The 17,614-nt window shown below is 38.4% G+C and carries 16 protein-coding genes and 1 other annotated feature; of the genes, 13 read left to right on the top strand and 3 right to left on the bottom strand.

Annotation, left to right across the window (positions count from 1 at the left end):
• Positions 1 to 10 precede the first annotated feature (10 nt).
• The 10 genes from murG to ileS all read left to right on the top strand — a co-directional run bounded on the left by murG (position 11) and on the right by ileS (position 11,296).
• Positions 11 to 1,093, top strand: a complete 1,083-nt coding sequence (murG, locus tag IGJ18_RS04100) for an undecaprenyldiphospho-muramoylpentapeptide beta-N-acetylglucosaminyltransferase (RefSeq protein WP_010738199.1) — start codon at positions 11 to 13, stop codon at positions 1,091 to 1,093.
• 16 nt (positions 1,094 to 1,109) lie between these two features.
• Positions 1,110 to 2,357, top strand: coding sequence for a cell division protein FtsQ/DivIB (locus tag IGJ18_RS04105; RefSeq protein ID WP_438842930.1), 1,248 nt, complete (start codon positions 1,110 to 1,112; stop codon positions 2,355 to 2,357).
• Positions 2,358 to 2,510: 153 nt separating this feature from the next.
• A complete protein-coding gene (gene ftsA, locus IGJ18_RS04110; RefSeq protein WP_010719776.1) occupies positions 2,511 to 3,839 on the top strand; it encodes a cell division protein FtsA in 1,329 nt (442 codons plus the stop codon).
• Between the two features lie 22 nt (positions 3,840 to 3,861).
• Complete coding sequence (gene ftsZ, locus IGJ18_RS04115; RefSeq protein ID WP_010719775.1) at positions 3,862 to 5,106, top strand: cell division protein FtsZ; 1,245 nt, start codon at positions 3,862 to 3,864, stop codon at positions 5,104 to 5,106.
• Positions 5,107 to 5,120: 14 nt separating this feature from the next.
• A complete protein-coding gene (locus tag IGJ18_RS04120) occupies positions 5,121 to 5,807 on the top strand; it encodes a YggS family pyridoxal phosphate-dependent enzyme (RefSeq protein ID WP_010719774.1) in 687 nt (228 codons plus the stop codon).
• Entirely contained in the window at positions 5,807 to 6,403 is a 597-nt protein-coding gene (locus IGJ18_RS04125; RefSeq protein ID WP_010719773.1) for a cell division protein SepF, read from the top strand. Before IGJ18_RS04120 ends, IGJ18_RS04125 begins: the two co-directional genes overlap by 1 nt.
• 29 nt (positions 6,404 to 6,432) lie before the next feature.
• Positions 6,433 to 6,702: a YggT family protein gene (locus IGJ18_RS04130; protein ID WP_034686156.1), complete on the top strand. Its 270-nt coding sequence runs from the start codon at positions 6,433 to 6,435 to the stop codon at positions 6,700 to 6,702.
• A gap of 35 nt (positions 6,703 to 6,737) precedes the next feature.
• Positions 6,738 to 7,520, top strand: coding sequence for an RNA-binding protein (locus tag IGJ18_RS04135; RefSeq protein ID WP_010738197.1), 783 nt, complete (start codon positions 6,738 to 6,740; stop codon positions 7,518 to 7,520).
• A 20-nt stretch (positions 7,521 to 7,540) separates the two neighbouring features.
• Complete coding sequence (locus IGJ18_RS04140; protein ID WP_010719771.1) at positions 7,541 to 8,245, top strand: DivIVA domain-containing protein; 705 nt, start codon at positions 7,541 to 7,543, stop codon at positions 8,243 to 8,245.
• Positions 8,229 to 8,446, top strand: a binding site (T-box leader). (Overlaps the previous gene by 17 nt.)
• 57 nt (positions 8,447 to 8,503) lie before the next feature.
• Positions 8,504 to 11,296: an isoleucine--tRNA ligase gene (gene ileS, locus IGJ18_RS04145; protein WP_438842931.1), complete on the top strand. Its 2,793-nt coding sequence runs from the start codon at positions 8,504 to 8,506 to the stop codon at positions 11,294 to 11,296.
• Positions 11,297 to 11,515: 219 nt separating this feature from the next.
• On the opposite strand, the gene zwf is transcribed toward ileS, so the two are convergent.
• The 3 genes from zwf to IGJ18_RS04160 form a co-directional block, all read right to left on the bottom strand.
• Positions 11,516 to 13,045 (bottom strand): glucose-6-phosphate dehydrogenase, encoded by a 1,530-nt coding sequence (gene zwf, locus IGJ18_RS04150; protein WP_010719769.1) that lies wholly within the window; start codon positions 13,043 to 13,045, stop codon positions 11,516 to 11,518.
• 14 nt (positions 13,046 to 13,059) lie between these two features.
• Positions 13,060 to 13,707 carry a metal-dependent transcriptional regulator gene (locus IGJ18_RS04155; RefSeq protein WP_010719768.1) on the bottom strand — a complete coding sequence of 216 codons (648 nt, stop codon included), beginning with the start codon at positions 13,705 to 13,707 and terminating at the stop codon, positions 13,060 to 13,062.
• A gap of 247 nt (positions 13,708 to 13,954) precedes the next feature.
• Entirely contained in the window at positions 13,955 to 14,347 is a 393-nt protein-coding gene (locus IGJ18_RS04160; protein ID WP_438842932.1) for a DUF4828 domain-containing protein, read from the bottom strand.
• A gap of 161 nt (positions 14,348 to 14,508) precedes the next feature.
• On the opposite strand from IGJ18_RS04160, the gene sfsA reads away from it, so the two are divergent.
• The 3 genes from sfsA to IGJ18_RS04175 are packed head-to-tail and all read left to right on the top strand — an operon-like array spanning position 14,509 to position 17,558.
• Positions 14,509 to 15,237: a DNA/RNA nuclease SfsA gene (sfsA, locus tag IGJ18_RS04165; protein ID WP_178306107.1), complete on the top strand. Its 729-nt coding sequence runs from the start codon at positions 14,509 to 14,511 to the stop codon at positions 15,235 to 15,237.
• A 16-nt stretch (positions 15,238 to 15,253) separates the two neighbouring features.
• Positions 15,254 to 16,267 (top strand): Gfo/Idh/MocA family protein, encoded by a 1,014-nt coding sequence (locus tag IGJ18_RS04170; RefSeq protein WP_010738192.1) that lies wholly within the window; start codon positions 15,254 to 15,256, stop codon positions 16,265 to 16,267.
• Position 16,268: 1 nt separating this feature from the next.
• Positions 16,269 to 17,558, top strand: coding sequence for a DEAD/DEAH box helicase (locus IGJ18_RS04175; RefSeq protein ID WP_438842933.1), 1,290 nt, complete (start codon positions 16,269 to 16,271; stop codon positions 17,556 to 17,558).
• Positions 17,559 to 17,614: the final 56 nt, after the last annotated feature.

Genomic DNA, 17,614 nt, shown 5'->3' on the forward strand with positions numbered 1-17,614 from the left:
GCGAGAATGAATGAAAATTTTGGTTACTGGTGGCGGAACTGGCGGGCATATTTATCCAGCACTAGCCTTCGTCAATTATGTAAAAACAAAAGAGCCGAATACTGAGTTTATGTACGTTGGAGCGCAAAGAGGCTTAGAAAATAAGATTGTTCCTGAGACCGGGATGCCTTTTCGTACGCTAGAAATACAAGGATTTCAGCGAAAACTTTCGCTACATAATCTGAAGACTATCCAACTTTTTTTAAAAAGTATTCGAGAAGCAAAAAAAATTTTAAAAGAATTTAAACCAGATGTGGTGATTGGGACTGGGGGCTACGTGTCGGGTGCAGTAGTCTATGCGGCATCTAAGTTAGCGATTCCTACGATCATCCATGAACAAAATAGTGTGCCTGGCATCACCAATAAATTTTTAAGTCGCTATGTGGATCGAATCGCACTTTCTTTTGAAGATGCTGCTCCATTTTTTCCTGCAGAAAAATCGTCTTTGATCGGTAATCCTCGGGCGCAAGAAGTTGCGGATATGGATAAATCGAAAATTTTAGCAACTTATGGACTTGATCCAGAGAAAAAAACAGTCTTGATTTTTGGTGGTAGTCAAGGGGCTTTAAAAATCAATCAAGCAGTGACAGAATTTTTAATGTCGTTCGATCAGGAATACCAGGTTCTGTATGCCTCAGGCGAACGCTATTATAAAGATATCCAAACGAAAGTTCCTGCTTGTGCCAATGTCAGCATACAGCCTTATATCAATAAAATGGCAGAAGTAATGGCATCAAGCGATCTATTGGTTGGTAGAGCAGGTGCGACTTCGATTGCTGAATTAACAGCTTTAGGTTTGCCAGCTATTCTAATTCCAAGTCCTTATGTGACGAATGACCATCAGACAAAAAATGCAATGAGCTTAGTCAAAAACAATGCAGCGAAGATGATCAAAGATGACGAATTAGATGGACGTTCCCTAAAACAAGCGATTGAAGAGATCATGACCAATGATCAATTACAAAAACAAATGTCTTTAGCTTCTAAACAGCAAGGAATCCCAGACGCATCAGAAAGAATGTACGAGCTAGTAAAATCATTAATTCAAAAATAAAGGTGGTGTGGTCTTAGTGAGTAAGAAAAAAAAGCCAGACAAGCTGCCAAATGAATCTGAGGGTGAACAAAATCTAACTCCTTGGCAAAAGGCCAACCGGAAATATTTGGCAGAACACGAAAAAAAGGAAGAACAAAAAGAAGAGCAAAAAGAAGAAAAAAATGAAAATACAAATGAGCCGGCAGCATCCACTTCCGCTACTAAAGAAGCAGACTCAGCGGAAGGTGAGAAGCAAGAAGCAACCGCTTCTGATCCAATGAAAAAAGGGGACTCTGAGCCATTTGAAAAAATTGAACAGCCAAAAATTGGTAGTCCTTATAATGGCTCTTTTTTAAATCGGCTACCGAATCTGAAAAATCAACGAAATAAAGTTCTTTATCGAAGACTGACTTTTATTATTTCAATCCTAACGATCCCACTGATTTTTTTGATTTATTATGTTTCCCCTTATAGTCGACTGCAAGGGATAACAGTTTCAGGGAACCAAATGATTACGAGTCAAACAGCCATTGCCGACTCTCATTTGGCAATTGATGGAAATGTTTGGAGTCAGTATTTCCATAAAAACCAATATCTTGATACATTGAAAAAAGAACAGCCAAGAGTAGAGAGCGCACAATTACATTTTAAGTCAATCAATACTTTTGAGTTGGCTATCAAAGAATACAAAGAGATTGCTTTAGTGATGAAGGACGGCGAATATTTTCCAGTAATCGAAAATGGGAAAGTCTTAAAGGAAAAAGTAGCAAATCCGACTAAGAATTTACCAATTCTAGAGAATTTCACAGATAACGCCAAAATTAGTCAATTGGTTAAAGAATATAATCAATTAACTTCAGAATTACAAAAAGCAATTTCAGAAATCAAATATACACCAAAAGAGAGCAATAAAAATTTGATCCAACTAAATATGAATGATGGGAACCAAGTGATCGTCAATATTCAAAATCTAGCCAGTCAAATGAAATATTATCCACAAGTCGCTAAAGAGATGAAGGAAAAGGGCGTCATTGATATGGAGGTAGGGATTTTCTCTTATCCTTACAGTGAAAGCAAGAAGGAGAATGGCGAAGCAACAGATTCATCTGTGCAGACAAGTTCTACCGAAAATCTCCCAGGACAATCGGGAGCATCAAGTGATCAGTCAGACCAATCTTCGGAATCAGTTGAGTCAAATCAAGCAGGTCAGTCAGAGAATACAAGTGAATCTAGCCAAATCGATGACAATTCAAGTTCATCGTCTTCAGATTTAACCGAAAATTAATAAAACAGCTTTAAAAAGTGATAATCTACTTTCTAAAAACCGGTAATTTATGGTAGAATTGAAGGCAGTGAATATATCTATTAAAGTATATTTAAAAACGGACGTTAGTTGTTCGCTTGTATATGGAATAGTAAGTAGGAGGGAATCCCGTTCATGGCAAAAACAGGAATGTATGTAGGCCTTGATATTGGAACGACATCTGTCAAAGTTGTCGTGGCTGAATATATCGACAGCCAAATGAATATTATTGGAGTAGGAAACGCAAAATCAGAAGGGATTAACCGCGGCATTATCGTTGATATCGATAAAACGGTCCAAGCGATACAACGAGCAGTAAGACAAGCAGAAGAAAAAGCAGGAATACAGATCAAAGGGGTTAGTGTTGGTCTACCAGCAAACTTGCTTGAAGTGGAAAATTGCCAAGGAATGATTGCAGTAAACGGGGATTCGAAAGAAATCACCGATGAAGATGTCAGAAACGTGGCTTCAGCTGCCCTTGTTCGTTCAATTCCTCCTGAACGTCAAATCGTATCAATTTTGCCACAAGACTTTACCGTTGATGGATTCGAAGGAATCAAAGATCCTCGTGGAATGATCGGTGTCAGATTAGAAATGTATGGCTTGTTATTTACTGGGCCAAAGACGATTGTTCATAATATCCGTAAATGTGTAGAAAATGCAGGATTGGTTGTCAATGAATTAGTCATTACACCATTAGCTTTAACAGAAACAATCCTTTCAGATGGAGAAAAAGATTTTGGAACGATCGTGATTGATATGGGCGGTGGACAAACGACAACAGCTGTTATGCATGACAAACAATTGAAGTTCACTAGTCTAGATCAAGAAGGTGGCGAGTTCGTCACAAAAGATATCTCGATTGTGTTGAATACGTCATTCAATAATGCTGAAGCGTTAAAAATCAATTATGGGGATGCTTATCCAGAACGTACTTCTGCAAATGAAGAGTTTCCAGTAGATGTGATCGGTCAATCTGAACCTGTCAAAGTGGATGAACGCTATTTATCAGAAGTGATTTCAGCCCGTATGGAACAGATTTTCAATAAAGCCAAAGAAGCGTTAGACCAAATCGAAGCACTAGAGTTACCTGGTGGTATCGTACTAACTGGTGGTGCTGCAAGCCTTCCAGGTGTTGTTGATCTGGCACAAGAGATTTTTGGTGTGAATGTTAAGCTATATGTACCTAACCAAATGGGACTTCGTAATCCAGTCTTTACTAATGTAATCAGCATCGTGGATTACTCAGCTAACTTGAGTGAAGTCTATCAATTGGCTAAAATTGCTGTGACAGGTGAAACAGTGGTCGCGCATCACACAACTGTAGAACAAGAAGTGACATCATATGATAATGATAGCTATGATGTTCCAGAAGAAACGGTCTACGACGAACCTGAACAAAAGAAATCAGACGAAGATGTAACAACTAAAATTAAAGGTTTCTTTTCAAAAATTTTTGATTAATTCATCCTGGGAGGAATATAATATGGAATTCTCAATTGATAATAATATCAATGACGGCGCAGTAATCAAAGTCATCGGTGTCGGTGGCGGCGGTGGAAATGCTGTTAACCGTATGATTGAAGAAAATGTAAAAGGTGTTGAGTTCATCACTGCCAACACAGATGTCCAAGCATTGAAAAATTCAAAAGCTGAAACAGTTATCCAATTAGGACCTAAATATACACGCGGACTAGGTGCAGGCTCTCAACCAGAAGTTGGTCAAAAAGCTGCCGAAGAAAGTGAACAAGCTTTACGCGAAGCCTTAGATGGCGCTGACATGATTTTCATTACTGCAGGTATGGGAGGCGGAACTGGTACAGGTGCTGCTCCAATCGTAGCAGGAATTGCTAAAGAACTTGGTGCTTTAACTGTCGGTGTCGTAACTCGACCATTCACTTTTGAAGGACCAAAACGTGGCAGATTTGCTGCTGAAGGTATCGCACGTTTGAAAGAAAACGTCGATACATTATTGATTATCTCAAACAACCGTCTTCTTGAAGTAGTTGACAAGAAAACACCAATGTTAGAAGCTTTCCGTGAAGCTGATAATGTATTACGTCAAGGGGTTCAAGGGATCTCAGATTTGATTACAGCCCCAGGTTACGTTAACCTTGACTTTGCTGATGTGAAAACTGTTATGGAAAACCAAGGAACAGCGTTAATGGGTATCGGTGTAGCAAGCGGTGAAGAACGTGTGATCGAAGCAACGAAGAAAGCTATTTCTTCTCCACTTCTTGAAACATCAATCGATGGAGCTGAGCAAGTCTTGCTTAACATCACTGGTGGATTAGACATGACTTTATTTGAAGCTCAAGATGCTTCAGATATCGTAGCAAATGCTGCTACAGGCGATGTTAACATCATTCTAGGTACATCAATCAATGAAGAAATGGGCGATGAAATCCGTGTAACGGTTATTGCAACGGGTATCGACGAATCAAAAAAGGAACGCAAGTCTAGTCGTCCGGCTAGACAAACACAAATGCAATCATCTACTCAAAAAACAGTTTTAGATATGGATCAAGCAAAACCAATCTCTGCTGAAGAAGAAAATAGCAGTTTTGGTGACTGGGACATCAGACGTGAACAAAATGTCCGTCCTAGAGTTGAAGAAACGAATTTTGAACCTATCGAAAAAAAAGAATTTGATACATTCAATCGTGAAGAAACAAAAGCAAAAGGTGACGATGAATTAAGTACACCACCATTTTTCCGTCGTAAAAAATAAAGGAGGAAGAGCACATGATTGCTGACAACTTGCTAAAAATCGAGCAAGAGATTCAGGACTCGTGTGCTCTTGTTCATCGTGATCCGAAAGAAGTCACACTAGTCGCTGTCACCAAATCAGTGGATTCTGCTACGGCAGAAAAATTGATTGAACAGGGTGTAAAAAACTGCGCAGAAAACCGCGTAGATAAATTGTTACAAAAAAAACAAGATTTAGTTAATTATCCTGATGTAAAGTGGCATTTAATTGGTAATTTGCAGCGTAGAAAGGTAAAATTGATTATAAATGAAATTGATTGCTTTCACGCATTAGACAGTTTGAAATTAGCAGAAGAAATACAAAAAAGGGCAACAAAACCCCTCGATTGTTTTGTGGAAGTGAATGTATCTGGTGAAGCATCCAAACATGGTTTTTCGCCAGAAGAGCTGGTTCCTTTTATCGAATCTTTAGTTGCTTTGTCTAAAATAAAGGTTGTTGGTTTAATGACGATGGCACCTAAAGAGGCTTCTGCTAAACAAATTCGCAAAGTATTTGGAACGCTGAAAGAATTGCGTGATCTTGTTCATTCGAAAGGTTTTTCTCATGCACCATGTACGGAATTAAGCATGGGAATGAGTCAGGACTTTCAACTGGCAATCGAAGAAGGTGCCACATTCATCCGTGTAGGAACAGCGCTATTCAAAGACGAGGAGGAACAATAATGCCACTTTTAAATAGAGGTGCGATTGCTAATTTTTTCGGATTAGCTGATGAGGAAGAGTACGAGGAGTATCCTGAAACATCTAAGCCGGCTGTAGCACAGCCTACAACAAAAAAGAAACCAATACAGCCAACACAATCTCAAATGAGCCAGCCAAGAGCTGTCTCAAAGCCACGTGCGCAACAAACAACACGTCCTGTTGCTCGTGAAAGTGTAGCGGCAAATGAAACAAAAAAAGTGATTGAATTACATCAAACACCAGCTAAAAAAACACGTAAAGAAGAAACAGCAAAAACTTCTTTTACACCTAAAACAAATTTAGCTGGAAAAATTACGGTCATGGAACCACGAGCTTATTCTGAAGCAATGGCTATTGCCAAACGAATCATTGCTGGTGAAGCAACATTAGTAAATTTCCATTTAGTAGAAGAAAAACAAGCGAGAAGAATCGTTGATTTTTTAACTGGCACTGTCTATGCATTAGATGGTGACATTAAGCGAGTAGGTGACGAGATTTTTCTATGCACGCCAACTGGAATGGAAATCGATAGTTCAACAGCACAATCTTTTGCAGACGTGAACCTATTTGACCTATAAGAGGAGGAACGACAATTTATATTATTTTTATATTACTTAATCTGCTAGGACGAGCAGCCTACTTTTACAGTCTTTTGTTAATGGTTTATGCACTTTTATCCTGGTTTCCAGGAGGATATCAATCAGGGATTGGTCGCTTTTTAGCAAAAATCTGTGAACCGTATATCCAGTTATTTGATCGGCTTCCACTTCGATTTGGTGGAATTGATTTTACGATTCTAGCTGCGATCTTGATTTTAAACTTAGCAGTACAAGGTCTTCAACATATCGTTTTATGGATAGTCATGGCAATTTATTAAAACGATCAAAGGAGTAGCTGATAGGAGGGGAAAATATGGACGCTAATGTTTATCAGCATTTCCGTGCAGATGAACGTTCTTTCATCGATTCAGTAGGTGATTGGATCGAACAGGTACAAGGGCAATATGCACCTTATCTTACTGACTTTCTTGATCCAAGACAATCCTATATACTAGAGACGCTGATCCGTCAAGATAGTGAATTACACTTTTCATTTTATGGCGGTTATGAGCAAGCAGAACGGAAGCGATGTTTGATTTTTCCTGACTATTATGAGCCTACTGACGAAGATTTTGAGGTGTCACTTTATGAAATCCATTATCCGAGTAAGTTTGCTAGTTTGACTCATGGAAAAGTATTAGGTACATTGGTTGGTACAGGTATCAAACGAGCTTACTTTGGTGATATCATTTCTGATGGTGATCGCTGGCAAGTGTTCATTGCAAGAGAAGTTGAACAGTTTGTAGCAACGCAAGTAACAAAAATCGGCAAAGTCTCTGTTCGGATGGAGCCAATCAAGTATACGGAATTACTTGTGCCAAAAGATGGTTGGACACAAGAAAGAGGTACAGTGACTTCATTGAGACTAGACAGCGTGATCTCGGAGATTTATAATATTTCCAGACAGCGTTCGAAGCAGCTGATTGAGTCTGGAAAAGTAAAAGTAAATTGGACAGAAAATACACGCCCTGATTTTTTACTTGAGTTATTAGATATCGTTTCGATCAGAGGATTTGGTCGAATCCAAATTCAAGAACTTGAAGGAAAAACCAAAAAAGAAAAATACAGGGTATTATTTGGTGTATTACGTAAATAAAACAAAAAGGTGGTTTACACATGGCTTTAACTCCATTAGATATCCAAAACAAAACATTCCCCACAAAAATGCGGGGATACAATCAAGACGAAGTAGATGATTTCTTAGATTTAGTTGTTCGTGACTATGAAGAAATCACGCAACGAAACCGTGAACTTGAAAAAGCAGTGAAACATTCAGAAGAAAAATTAGAATATTTCAATGAACTAAAAGATGCATTGAATCAGTCAATCATCGTGGCACAAGACACAGCGGATAAAGTTAAAACAAGTGCAAGTAAAGAGTCCGAAGTAATCGTGACATCTGCTCAAAACAAAGCGGATGAATTAGTGGCTACGGCTGAAAAACGTGCGCACCAATTAACGACAGATGCGGAAGAAAAAGCAAGACAAATCCTAACAGATGCAACTGAAAAAGCAAAACAGCTAGCAGTTGAAACAGAAGACTTAAAGAAAAAAACACGAGTTTTCCACCAACGAATCAGCTTGATGTTAGAATCTCAATTAGAACAAGTAAAAAGTCCAGAATGGGATGAAATTTTACAACCTTTCTCAAGCTATGTGTCAGATAGTCATGAAGTGATCAAAGAAGTTTTAGCAAAACAACTTGACAATGAAAATCAAACTGATGTAAACTCAGACACAGGCATCATGGAAGCACCAATGACTGCATTTGATACACAGGCGATCGATATTTCGATCATTCCTGGTGATGACGAAGAGTAGAACAGAAAAGCATTTTGTCATTCTTTTCAGCGAGCCGATGATAGTGGAAGTTCGGCAAGACCCTGCAAAGTGAAAGATCCTCTACGAAAATTGTTTCTGAAATAGGAGTAAGAAACAACGGTTGACCTCGTTATTGGTTTTTAAGAGTTACATGATTATGTAACTGAATTTGGGTGGTACCACGGCATGTTCGTCCCTTTGGATGAACATGCTTTTTTGTGTTCTTTAAAATGATGAAAGAAGGAGCGTAACTGGTTTATGAAAATGAAAGAAACCTTACAACTAGGTAAAACAAAATTCCCAATGCGTGGTAATTTGCCTAATCGTGAAGCGGATTGGCAAAAAGAATGGGAAGAAAATAAAATTTATCAAAAAAGACAAGAATTAAATGAAGGAAAGCCAAGTTTCATCTTACATGATGGACCTCCTTATGCAAATGGAAATATCCATTTAGGACATTCATTAAATAAAATCAGTAAAGATATCATTATCCGTTCAAAATCAATGTCAGGATTTCGTGCACCTTATGTTCCAGGTTGGGATACTCACGGTTTACCGATTGAACAAGTATTAGCCAATAAAGGGATCAAACGAAAAGAAATGACAATGTCAGAGTACTTAGAAAAATGTCGTGAATATGCCCTTTCACAAGTCGACAAACAACGAGAAGATTTCAAACGACTAGGAGTGGCAGGCGATTGGGAGCATCCATATGTCACGTTGGATCCTTCTTACGAAGCGGCACAAATCCGTGTTTTCGGTAAAATGGCTGAAAAAGGCTATATCTATAAAGGATTGAAACCAATCTATTGGTCTCCGTCAAGTGAATCTTCACTTGCTGAAGCAGAAATCGAATATAAAGATGTGAAGTCTCCTTCTATCTTTGTGGCTTTCAATGTGAAAGATGGTAAAGGGTTGTTAGATGAAGATACAGCTTTCGTTATTTGGACAACTACGCCATGGACATTACCAGCAAACCAAGGGATTGCAGTAAATCCAACTTATACGTACGTTTTAATCGAAGCAGATGGACGTAAATTTGTCGTTGCAAAAGATTTATTAGAAAAAGTTCAAACTGAAATCGGTTGGTCTGATGTTCAGGTGTTGAAAGAGATTGCTGGTCAGGAAATGGAATACATGACTGCTTGGCATCCGTTTTATGAGCGGGAATCATTAGTCATCTTAGGTGACCATGTAACTTTAGACGCTGGTACTGGATTAGTCCATACAGCACCAGGTCACGGGGAAGATGACTATATTGCAGGAAACAGATATAAATTGCCAGTAGTTTCTCCAGTAGATTCAAAAGGGGTTTATACAGAAGAAGCACCAGGATTTGAAGGGGTCTTTTACGACAAAGCGAATCCAATGATTACTGATTTGTTACAAGAAAAAGGTGCTTTATTAAAACTTGACTTCTTTACGCATAGTTATCCTCATGACTGGCGTACGAAAAAACCTGTGATTTATCGTGCTACACCACAATGGTTTGCATCAATCGACGATTTCCGACAAAATATTTTAGAGGAAGTAGAGAAAGTAGATTGGATCATTCCTTGGGGGAAAACACGTCTTTATAATATGATCCGTGATCGTGGCGACTGGGTTATTTCACGTCAACGTGCATGGGGTGTGCCATTGCCAATCTTTTACGCTGAAAATGGGGAAGCAATCATTACGCCGGAAACGATTGAACACGTAGCGCAATTGTTTGCTGAACATGGTTCAATCATTTGGTTTGAGAAAGAAGCGAAAGATCTTCTTCCAGAAGGCTTTACGCATCCAGGATCACCGAATGGAGAGTTTACGAAAGAAACAGACATCATGGATGTTTGGTTTGATTCAGGTTCTTCTCACGAAGCAGTCTTACGTCAACGTCCAGAACTATCTTTCCCAGCTGATATGTATCTAGAAGGTTCTGATCAATACCGAGGCTGGTTCAATTCAAGTATTACCACAAGTGTGGCAATCAATGGGGTTGCACCGTATAAATCTGTCCTTTCTCAAGGGTTCACTCTGGATGGCGAAGGGCGTAAGATGAGTAAGTCGTTAGGTAACACGATCTTGCCAGATAAAGTGATCAAACAATTTGGCGCGGATATCTTACGTTTGTGGGTAGCTAGTGTGGATTATGAAGCAGATGTACGTGTATCCATGGACATTTTAAGCCAAGTAGCAGAAGTTTACCGCAAAATCAGAAATACGATGCGCTTCTTGATTGCAAATACTGAAGACTTCGATCCACAAAAAGATACGATTTCATTTGAAGAATTACGTTCTGTAGATAAATATATGACTATCCGATTGAACGAAGTGATTAAAGAAATTCGTGAAGAAGGATATGAGAAATATAACTTCATGCACATCTATCGTACCGTAATGAACTTTTTAACAGTAGATCTATCTGCGTTCTATCTGGATTTTGCTAAAGATGTTGTTTATATTGAATCAGAAAATGATTACCAACGCCGTTGCATGCAAACTGTGTTTTATCAAACAGCAGTAGCTTTAACAAAATTATTAACACCGATTATTCCACATACTGCAGAAGAAATTTGGTCTTTCTTAAAAGAAGAAGAAGAGTTTGTTCAATTAAGTGAACTTCCAGGTTACCAAGAGTATCCAAATCAAGAAGAATTGATGGATACTTGGGCAGCATTTATGGACTTCCGTGATAAAGTGTTAAAAGCTTTAGAAGAAGCACGAAACAATAAATTGATCGGTAAATCTTTGGAAGCGAAGTTGACGATCTATCCAAATGAACAAGTTCGTGGATTGCTGACAGCTGTGGATGCGGATATTCCACAATTGTTGATCGTGTCACCAGATTACTATGAAGTGATGTCAGCTAACGCAGAAGTACCAGAAACTGCGGTGAAATTTGATGACGTAGCCATTTTAGTAGAAAAAGCTGACGGACAAACATGCGATCGTTGTCGTCAAATCCGCAAAGACGTAGGCGTTGATGAAAAATTACCACACTTATGTGGACGCTGTGCGCACATCGTTGAAGAAAACTATCCAGAAGCAGTGGCAGAAGGATTTGAATAAAAATTTGGTCATGTTTGGTGACTAAAGGAAAGTTATCTAAAAAACATCAAAGTTAGTAAGAGTTACTAGCTTTGATGTTTTTTGTTTTAATAGAGTGATTTCATTATCCATATAGAGCCGAGAGGAGCCAAAAAGTCTGGGATATTAATCAGAACATAACTGATTAATATCCCAGACTCTTAATGTTAGTAAATTTTTACTTTTAAACGTTACACACAGCTAGTCTTCTAGCTTTCCACGATCACGGTACCAGCCATCTGGTTGCCAGATCCATTCAAACCCATCTTTTTCCAGCAATTCAAATGCAGCTTCTGGTCCCATTGTTCCAGCTTTATAATTAGGGAAGTCAGGTTCCACTTGATCCCAAGCTTTACGAATGACATCCACGATATGCCAAGATTGAGCAACTTCTTCCCAATGTGAAAAGTTCGTGCCATCGCCTTTTAAAGCATCTAAAAGCAGCTTTTCATAAGCTTCAGGACTGTTTTCGACCATTTCAGCGCTATTGCGGTACTCTAATCGTCTAAATTCAGTATTAAATCCTTGTCCAACCTCTTTTCCATTTAAAGTTAAAGAGAAACCTTCCGTTGGTTGGATATAAATCGTTAAAACATTTGGTGGTAATGTCCTATCTTCACAAGGTTCATCTTCGACCGAAGTTTTAAAAACATTGACTGGGACTTGTTTAAAGACGATATTGATCCGAGTTCCTTTTTCTGTCAAACGTTTCCCAGTGCGCACATAAAAGGGAACACCTGACCAGCGGAAATTGTCAATGACAAACTTCCCAGCTACAAAAGTTTCGGTAGTAGATTCAGGATCTACTTTATCTTCTTCACGATAGCCTTTAAATGTATTACCATCTAACTCACCAGGTGCATATTGCCCACGGATAAAGTTTTTTAATGCTTCAGATTTTTCATAGATTCGCACAGCTTTCAGTGCCTTGATTTTTTCTGCACGAATTTCTTTTTCAGAAAAGGCGACAGGAGGTTCCATCGCTAAAAGTGCTAGTACTTGTAGAATGTGGTTTTGGACCATATCTTTTAAAGCACCACTGTGATCATAGTAGCCACCACGATCTTCAACACCTAAAGCTTCACCGAATGTAATCTGAATATTATCGATATAGCGATTGTTCCATTGTGATTCAAAAATGTTATTAGCAAAACGAATTGCTGAGATATTTTGGATCATTTCTTTACCTAAATAATGATCAATCCTAAAAATATCTTGTTCAGGGAAGACTTGACGGATCTTTTCATTCAGCTCGAATGCAGATTGATAATCTGAACCAAATGGTTTTTCGATGATCAAGCGATTATAACCATTTTCAGTAACGATATGTTGCGATTTAAGATGAGAAACGATCGTACCGAAAAATTCTGGAGACATGGCTAAATAATAGATGCGATTGCCAGCTAATTGGTAGGTTTCATCTAAGCGGTCAGCTAGGTCTTTTAAAGTATTGTAGTGGGTAGAATCATTTACATCATGTGATTGATAGTAGAAATGACTAGCAAATTCTTTTGCTTCTTCTTCAGTCGGATTCAAGGACTGGATCGTCGAAGCGACCACTTCACGATAATGTTCATCGCTCCAAGGTCTACGAGCAGTACCGATTACTGCAAAATGTTTTCCTAGATTTCCTTTTTTATAAAGGCGGAACAAGGAAGGATACAATTTGCGTTGTGCTAAATCACCTGTACCACCAAAGATTGTAAATAAGACATTTTTTTCATTAGCCATATGGGTGTACTCCTTTATAATTTGTCGACAAAAATCGTACTGGCTGCTTTAAAGCTGACAGGGATTTTCTTTTGTTGATTTTGGATTGTGATCGGTCCTTCATAAGCGGCAACATCTACAATCTCATATTCTTCATCAATGTTTAAGTCAATCGTCACAAGATAGTCCAATAGTTCTTTTTCATCCAACACTCGAGCGATGCGAACTTTAGAACCAACTGGATAAGACTCTAATGTTTGTCTACGTTCTTCATGAACCACTTGTTCTTTTTTAGGAATAATTCCACCATGTGGACAGTGCATAGGATGATTCAAATAGTCTTCTAAATGGTCAGCAAGTTGTTCTGAAGTCACATGTTCCAACACCTCAGCATCATCATGGACTTCGTTCCAGCTATAATCTAAATGTTCGACTAAAAAAACTTCCCATAAACGATGTTTGCGAATCAAACTACTTGCCTTTTGTAAGCCAGTCTCCGTAAGTTGAACTCCTTGATAAGGAGAATGCTCAACGAGTTGTTCTTTCACAAGTTTGGAAATCATTTCGCTAACAGAAGCTGGGGACACAGCAAGACTGGAAACGATTTGTTTATTATTTACTTTTGTCGTGTCTCCGCCTAATTCCAAAATGATTTTCAAGTAATCTTCTCGATTTGGTGTCATGTTTAATCATCCTTTCATGGTATGAAACCATCATTAGTAAGTTTATCAAAAAAAACATCAAATGACTATTTTTCTAGACAAAAAACGTAAAATAAACGAAGAAATACAGAAAGGTAAATCAATGATGAAGGGAATGAAAAGAGTTTGGGATATAGGACTTGCTCTAAAAGTCGTTCAAGAAGTGGCTCTATCAAAAATAAGCCGAAGAATTCCAAAAACAGGAGGAGATTTTTGGAAATTCTTCGACTTATTTCTCAGAGTTAGCCGCTCTTGTCACACCCTCTTTTGAGGAACTATTTTGTTTTGTCAACGTATAAGAAGTATCGGATGATTCATCATAAAAGGTCGTATCACTGTATGATAGAATCAAATAAAAACCATATTGATCTCGCAAGACGAGTTGCTGAGGGGTGAGTTCGACCAATTCCGTTACTAAGGAGCGACCGTTGATAGATAAATCAAACGTTTCTGTGACCAGTAGTTGTTGTTTTTGTTTATTTTTATCTATAAAGGTCCAGGTTCCATGATATTGCGTTGGATCAAAGTCTTTGGTGGTTGGCTGTTTCTTTTTCAGAAAGAATTTTCCAAATAAAATAGCAAAAAATGCAAGGATTCCATAAAGTGTTTTTTTACGTATCATACGACTGTCACTCCTAACCTCTTTTAATTCCAACGATCATTTTCTGTCAGTTTCATTGTACCTAAAAAAAATAAAGATTTCTCTAGGACTTTCGACTGGTTTTTCAAGAGTTTTTTGTGAAATTATGGTAGGATACATAGTAGGAAGAAAGGTGACCGTTTTTGAAGTACCAGCAAGTAGAAATCGCTTTTTTTATTGAACGACCGAATCGTTTCATCGCTCATTGCTTGAACCAACAAGGAGAAGTGATCGTAGCCCATGTGAAAAACACTGGAAGAGGTAAAGAAGTCCTGCTCCCAGGAGCGAAAGTAGCGGTTGCATATACACCTAGTTTAAAACGGAAAACAGATTATGATTTAATTGCTGTGAAAAAAGGGGATAACTGGTTCAATATCGATAGTCAACTTCCCAACCGTTTGGCATTAGAAGGAATTTTATCTGGAACAATCCAGTTGCCATCGTTGATCGGAAAAATCGTTAAGTTCAAGCGTGAAGTCCGCTATCGACAGTCCATATTTGATATTTATTTAGAAACAGATTCAGGACAAAAAGTGTTCGTCGAAGTAAAGGGAATGACTTTAGAAAATAAAGGAATTGGGGCGTTTCCTGATGCGCCAACGTTACGAGGTTTAAAACATGTGAAAGAATTAGTGGAAGCGCGACAGGAAGGCTATGAAACTTACGTGTTGTTTATCGCACAGTTTGAACACCTTCATCTGGCAACAATCAACGAAGCAATGCAACCGGAGTTAGCCAATATCATACGCTACGGACAGTTAAACGGCATGAATGTTTTAGCCTATAATTGTCAGGTAACAGCGGATTGTGTCAATTTGAAACAAGCCATACCATTTGATGTAGAGGCATCGTTTGAAGACCCGAATAAATAGAAAGAAGGTAAATGAAATGATCAATTTAGGAATTATTGGTACCAACTGGATCACCCATCAATTTGTGCAAGCAGCATTAAGCACGAAACAATATGAATTAACAGCAGTTTATTCGAGACATTTAGAAAAAGCACAAGAATTTGGCGCCAAGTATGAGGGAGATATTGCCTATGCGACAGATTTAGAAACTTTTTTTGGTCTGGAACATCTTGATACGGTATACATTGCTTCGCCTAACAGCCTGCATTTTCAACAAGCAAAACAAGGCATTTTAGCAGGGAAAAATGTCATTGTTGAAAAACCGGCATTTAGTACGCCTAAAGAAATGGACGAAATCATTCATCTAGCGAATGAGAAAAATGTTTATTTTTTTGAAGCTGCACGAAACATCCATGAAGCAGGATTCAAAAAAATTGCTGACTATCTTCCATTGAAAGATGAGATCCTCGGTGCCAACTTTAGTTATATGAAATATTCTTCTCGTTACGATCAAGTACTAGCAGGAGAAGTACCAAATATTTTCTCTACCCGTTTTTCTGGTGGTGCGCTGATGGATCTGGGCGTTTATCTCGTTTATGCTACGATAGGATGGTTTGGGATGCCTTCAGAAGTTCACTATTTCCCACGAAAGATCTCAACTGGTGTTGATGGATTAGGTTGGGGGATTTTGCGTTATGAGACCTTTGATGTCACGATTCAACCTGGTAAAATCGGGGATTCTTACTTACCTTCAGAAATCTACTTTAATTCAGGAACATTAGTCATGAATGGGGTCAATGCGATTGAAAAAGCAGAGTTCCATGATCGAGAACATCAGGAAATTGATGCATTAGCAATTACCGCAGCTGAAAATCCCATGGCAGAAGAGGCAGCTGATTTTGCCAATGTGATCAATCATCCAAACGATCCAGCTTGGGGATTACGATATGAAGAATGGATCGAACTTGCTCGCAATGTGAACCAAGTAGTTTACGATCTTAGAATAAATGGTGGCATCAAATTTGATGCCGATAATGAGGACGATTTTTAAAATGAATGAATTTGTAAAAAACTTTCCACAAGCTTGGCAAGAAAAATGGCAGGACAAGGGATTTCAAACACCCTCTCTGATCCAACAGGCTGTTTTTCAACTGCTTAAAGAAAAAGAATCAATTATTGGTATTTCACCAACCGGCTCAGGCAAAACATTAGCTTATCTTTTACCTTTGCTGCTGAATGTCCCTAAAGAGGGGGGAAGTACTTTACTAATCCTTGTTTCTTCACAAGAATTAGCAATTCAAGTCGCAGAAGTGGCTCGTGAGTGGTCAAAAGGATTGGCATTAAAAGTCCAATCACTTGTGGGCGGAGCTAACGTCAAAAGGCAGATTGAAGGTTTGAAAAAACGACCAGAAGTGCTAGTAGGAACTCCTGGACGAGTGTTGGAATTGATGAAGACCAAAAAATTAAAAGCTCATCAGTTGCAAACGATTGTTTTTGATGAAGCAGATCAATTGTTTGATGAGGGGAATCGTTCATTAGTGGAACAAATTTTGCGACAAGCCCCTGTGGACTATCAATTAGTATTCTTCTCAGCAACAGCTGATCGCTCAATCAGTAAAATTGAAGAAATCACAAAGGCTTCCATCCCAGTTGTTGATGTCACAAAAGACGATGACTCTAGAAAAGGTCAGCAACATTACTATTTAAGGATACCACCTCGTAAAAAAGAAGAGTATTTGAGACGGCTTGCTTATGTCACAGATTTTCATGGACTAGTCTTTTTCAACCAACTCAATGAATTAGGGACAATGGAGGAAAAATTACAATTTCGTGGTGTTTCAGTTGGCAGCTTAGCTTCCGATCAAAATAAATTGTTACGTAAAGCAGCACTTGATCAATTCAAGAATAAAAAAATCACGATGTTGTTCACGACTGACGTAGCAGCCAGAGGATTAGATATCGAACAATTACCTTATGTTGTGAATGCCGAAATTCCCTTAACAGAAGAAGCTTATCTGCATCGTTCAGGGCGAACCGGACGGATGGGGAAAGACGGAACCGTGATCACGTTTGTGCAAGATCATACGGTTAAAGAGTTGAAAAAATTAACACGTCATATGGCGATTGATATGGAAGAGATTTTTCTTCATGGTGGACAATTAGTCAAAGAATTGCCACAAAAAGAACTCTCACAAAAAGAAGAAGTCAATGACAAAAACACAAAAAAAACTGCTCCATTTGGTCCTTCGAAAAAAGAACAAGTTGAAAAAAATAGTACGCCAAAGAAAAAGCTTAAAAACAAACAAAAAAAGCAGAAAAATAAAGGAGCAAGGCGCAAATAAGCGCCTTTTTGTGTTATTATATTGAAAACGCAATCAGCGTTATTTGAGGATAGTGG

It is taken from the genome of Enterococcus sp. AZ078 (assembly GCF_051714985.1).
GTDB classification, from domain to species: domain Bacteria; phylum Bacillota; class Bacilli; order Lactobacillales; family Enterococcaceae; genus Enterococcus_B; species Enterococcus_B hirae.

Bases quoted from the DNA above. Each gene is read 5' to 3' on its own strand.
- murG (WP_010738199.1), top strand. From the start codon at position 11: ATGAAAATTTTGGTTACTGGTGGCGGAACTGGCGGGCATATTTATCCA.
- ftsA (WP_010719776.1), top strand. From the start codon at position 2,511: ATGGCAAAAACAGGAATGTATGTAGGCCTTGATATTGGAACGACATCT.
- ftsZ (WP_010719775.1), top strand. From the start codon at position 3,862: ATGGAATTCTCAATTGATAATAATATCAATGACGGCGCAGTAATCAAA.
- IGJ18_RS04120 (WP_010719774.1), top strand. From the start codon at position 5,121: ATGATTGCTGACAACTTGCTAAAAATCGAGCAAGAGATTCAGGACTCG.
- IGJ18_RS04125 (WP_010719773.1), top strand. From the start codon at position 5,807: ATGCCACTTTTAAATAGAGGTGCGATTGCTAATTTTTTCGGATTAGCT.
- IGJ18_RS04135 (WP_010738197.1), top strand. From the start codon at position 6,738: ATGGACGCTAATGTTTATCAGCATTTCCGTGCAGATGAACGTTCTTTC.
- IGJ18_RS04140 (WP_010719771.1), top strand. From the start codon at position 7,541: ATGGCTTTAACTCCATTAGATATCCAAAACAAAACATTCCCCACAAAA.
- ileS (WP_438842931.1), top strand. From the start codon at position 8,504: ATGAAAATGAAAGAAACCTTACAACTAGGTAAAACAAAATTCCCAATG.
- zwf (WP_010719769.1), bottom strand. From the start codon at position 13,045: ATGGCTAATGAAAAAAATGTCTTATTTACAATCTTTGGTGGTACAGGT.
- IGJ18_RS04155 (WP_010719768.1), bottom strand. From the start codon at position 13,707: ATGACACCAAATCGAGAAGATTACTTGAAAATCATTTTGGAATTAGGC.
- IGJ18_RS04160 (WP_438842932.1), bottom strand. From the start codon at position 14,347: ATGATACGTAAAAAAACACTTTATGGAATCCTTGCATTTTTTGCTATT.
- IGJ18_RS04170 (WP_010738192.1), top strand. From the start codon at position 15,254: ATGATCAATTTAGGAATTATTGGTACCAACTGGATCACCCATCAATTT.
- IGJ18_RS04175 (WP_438842933.1), top strand. From the start codon at position 16,269: ATGAATGAATTTGTAAAAAACTTTCCACAAGCTTGGCAAGAAAAATGG.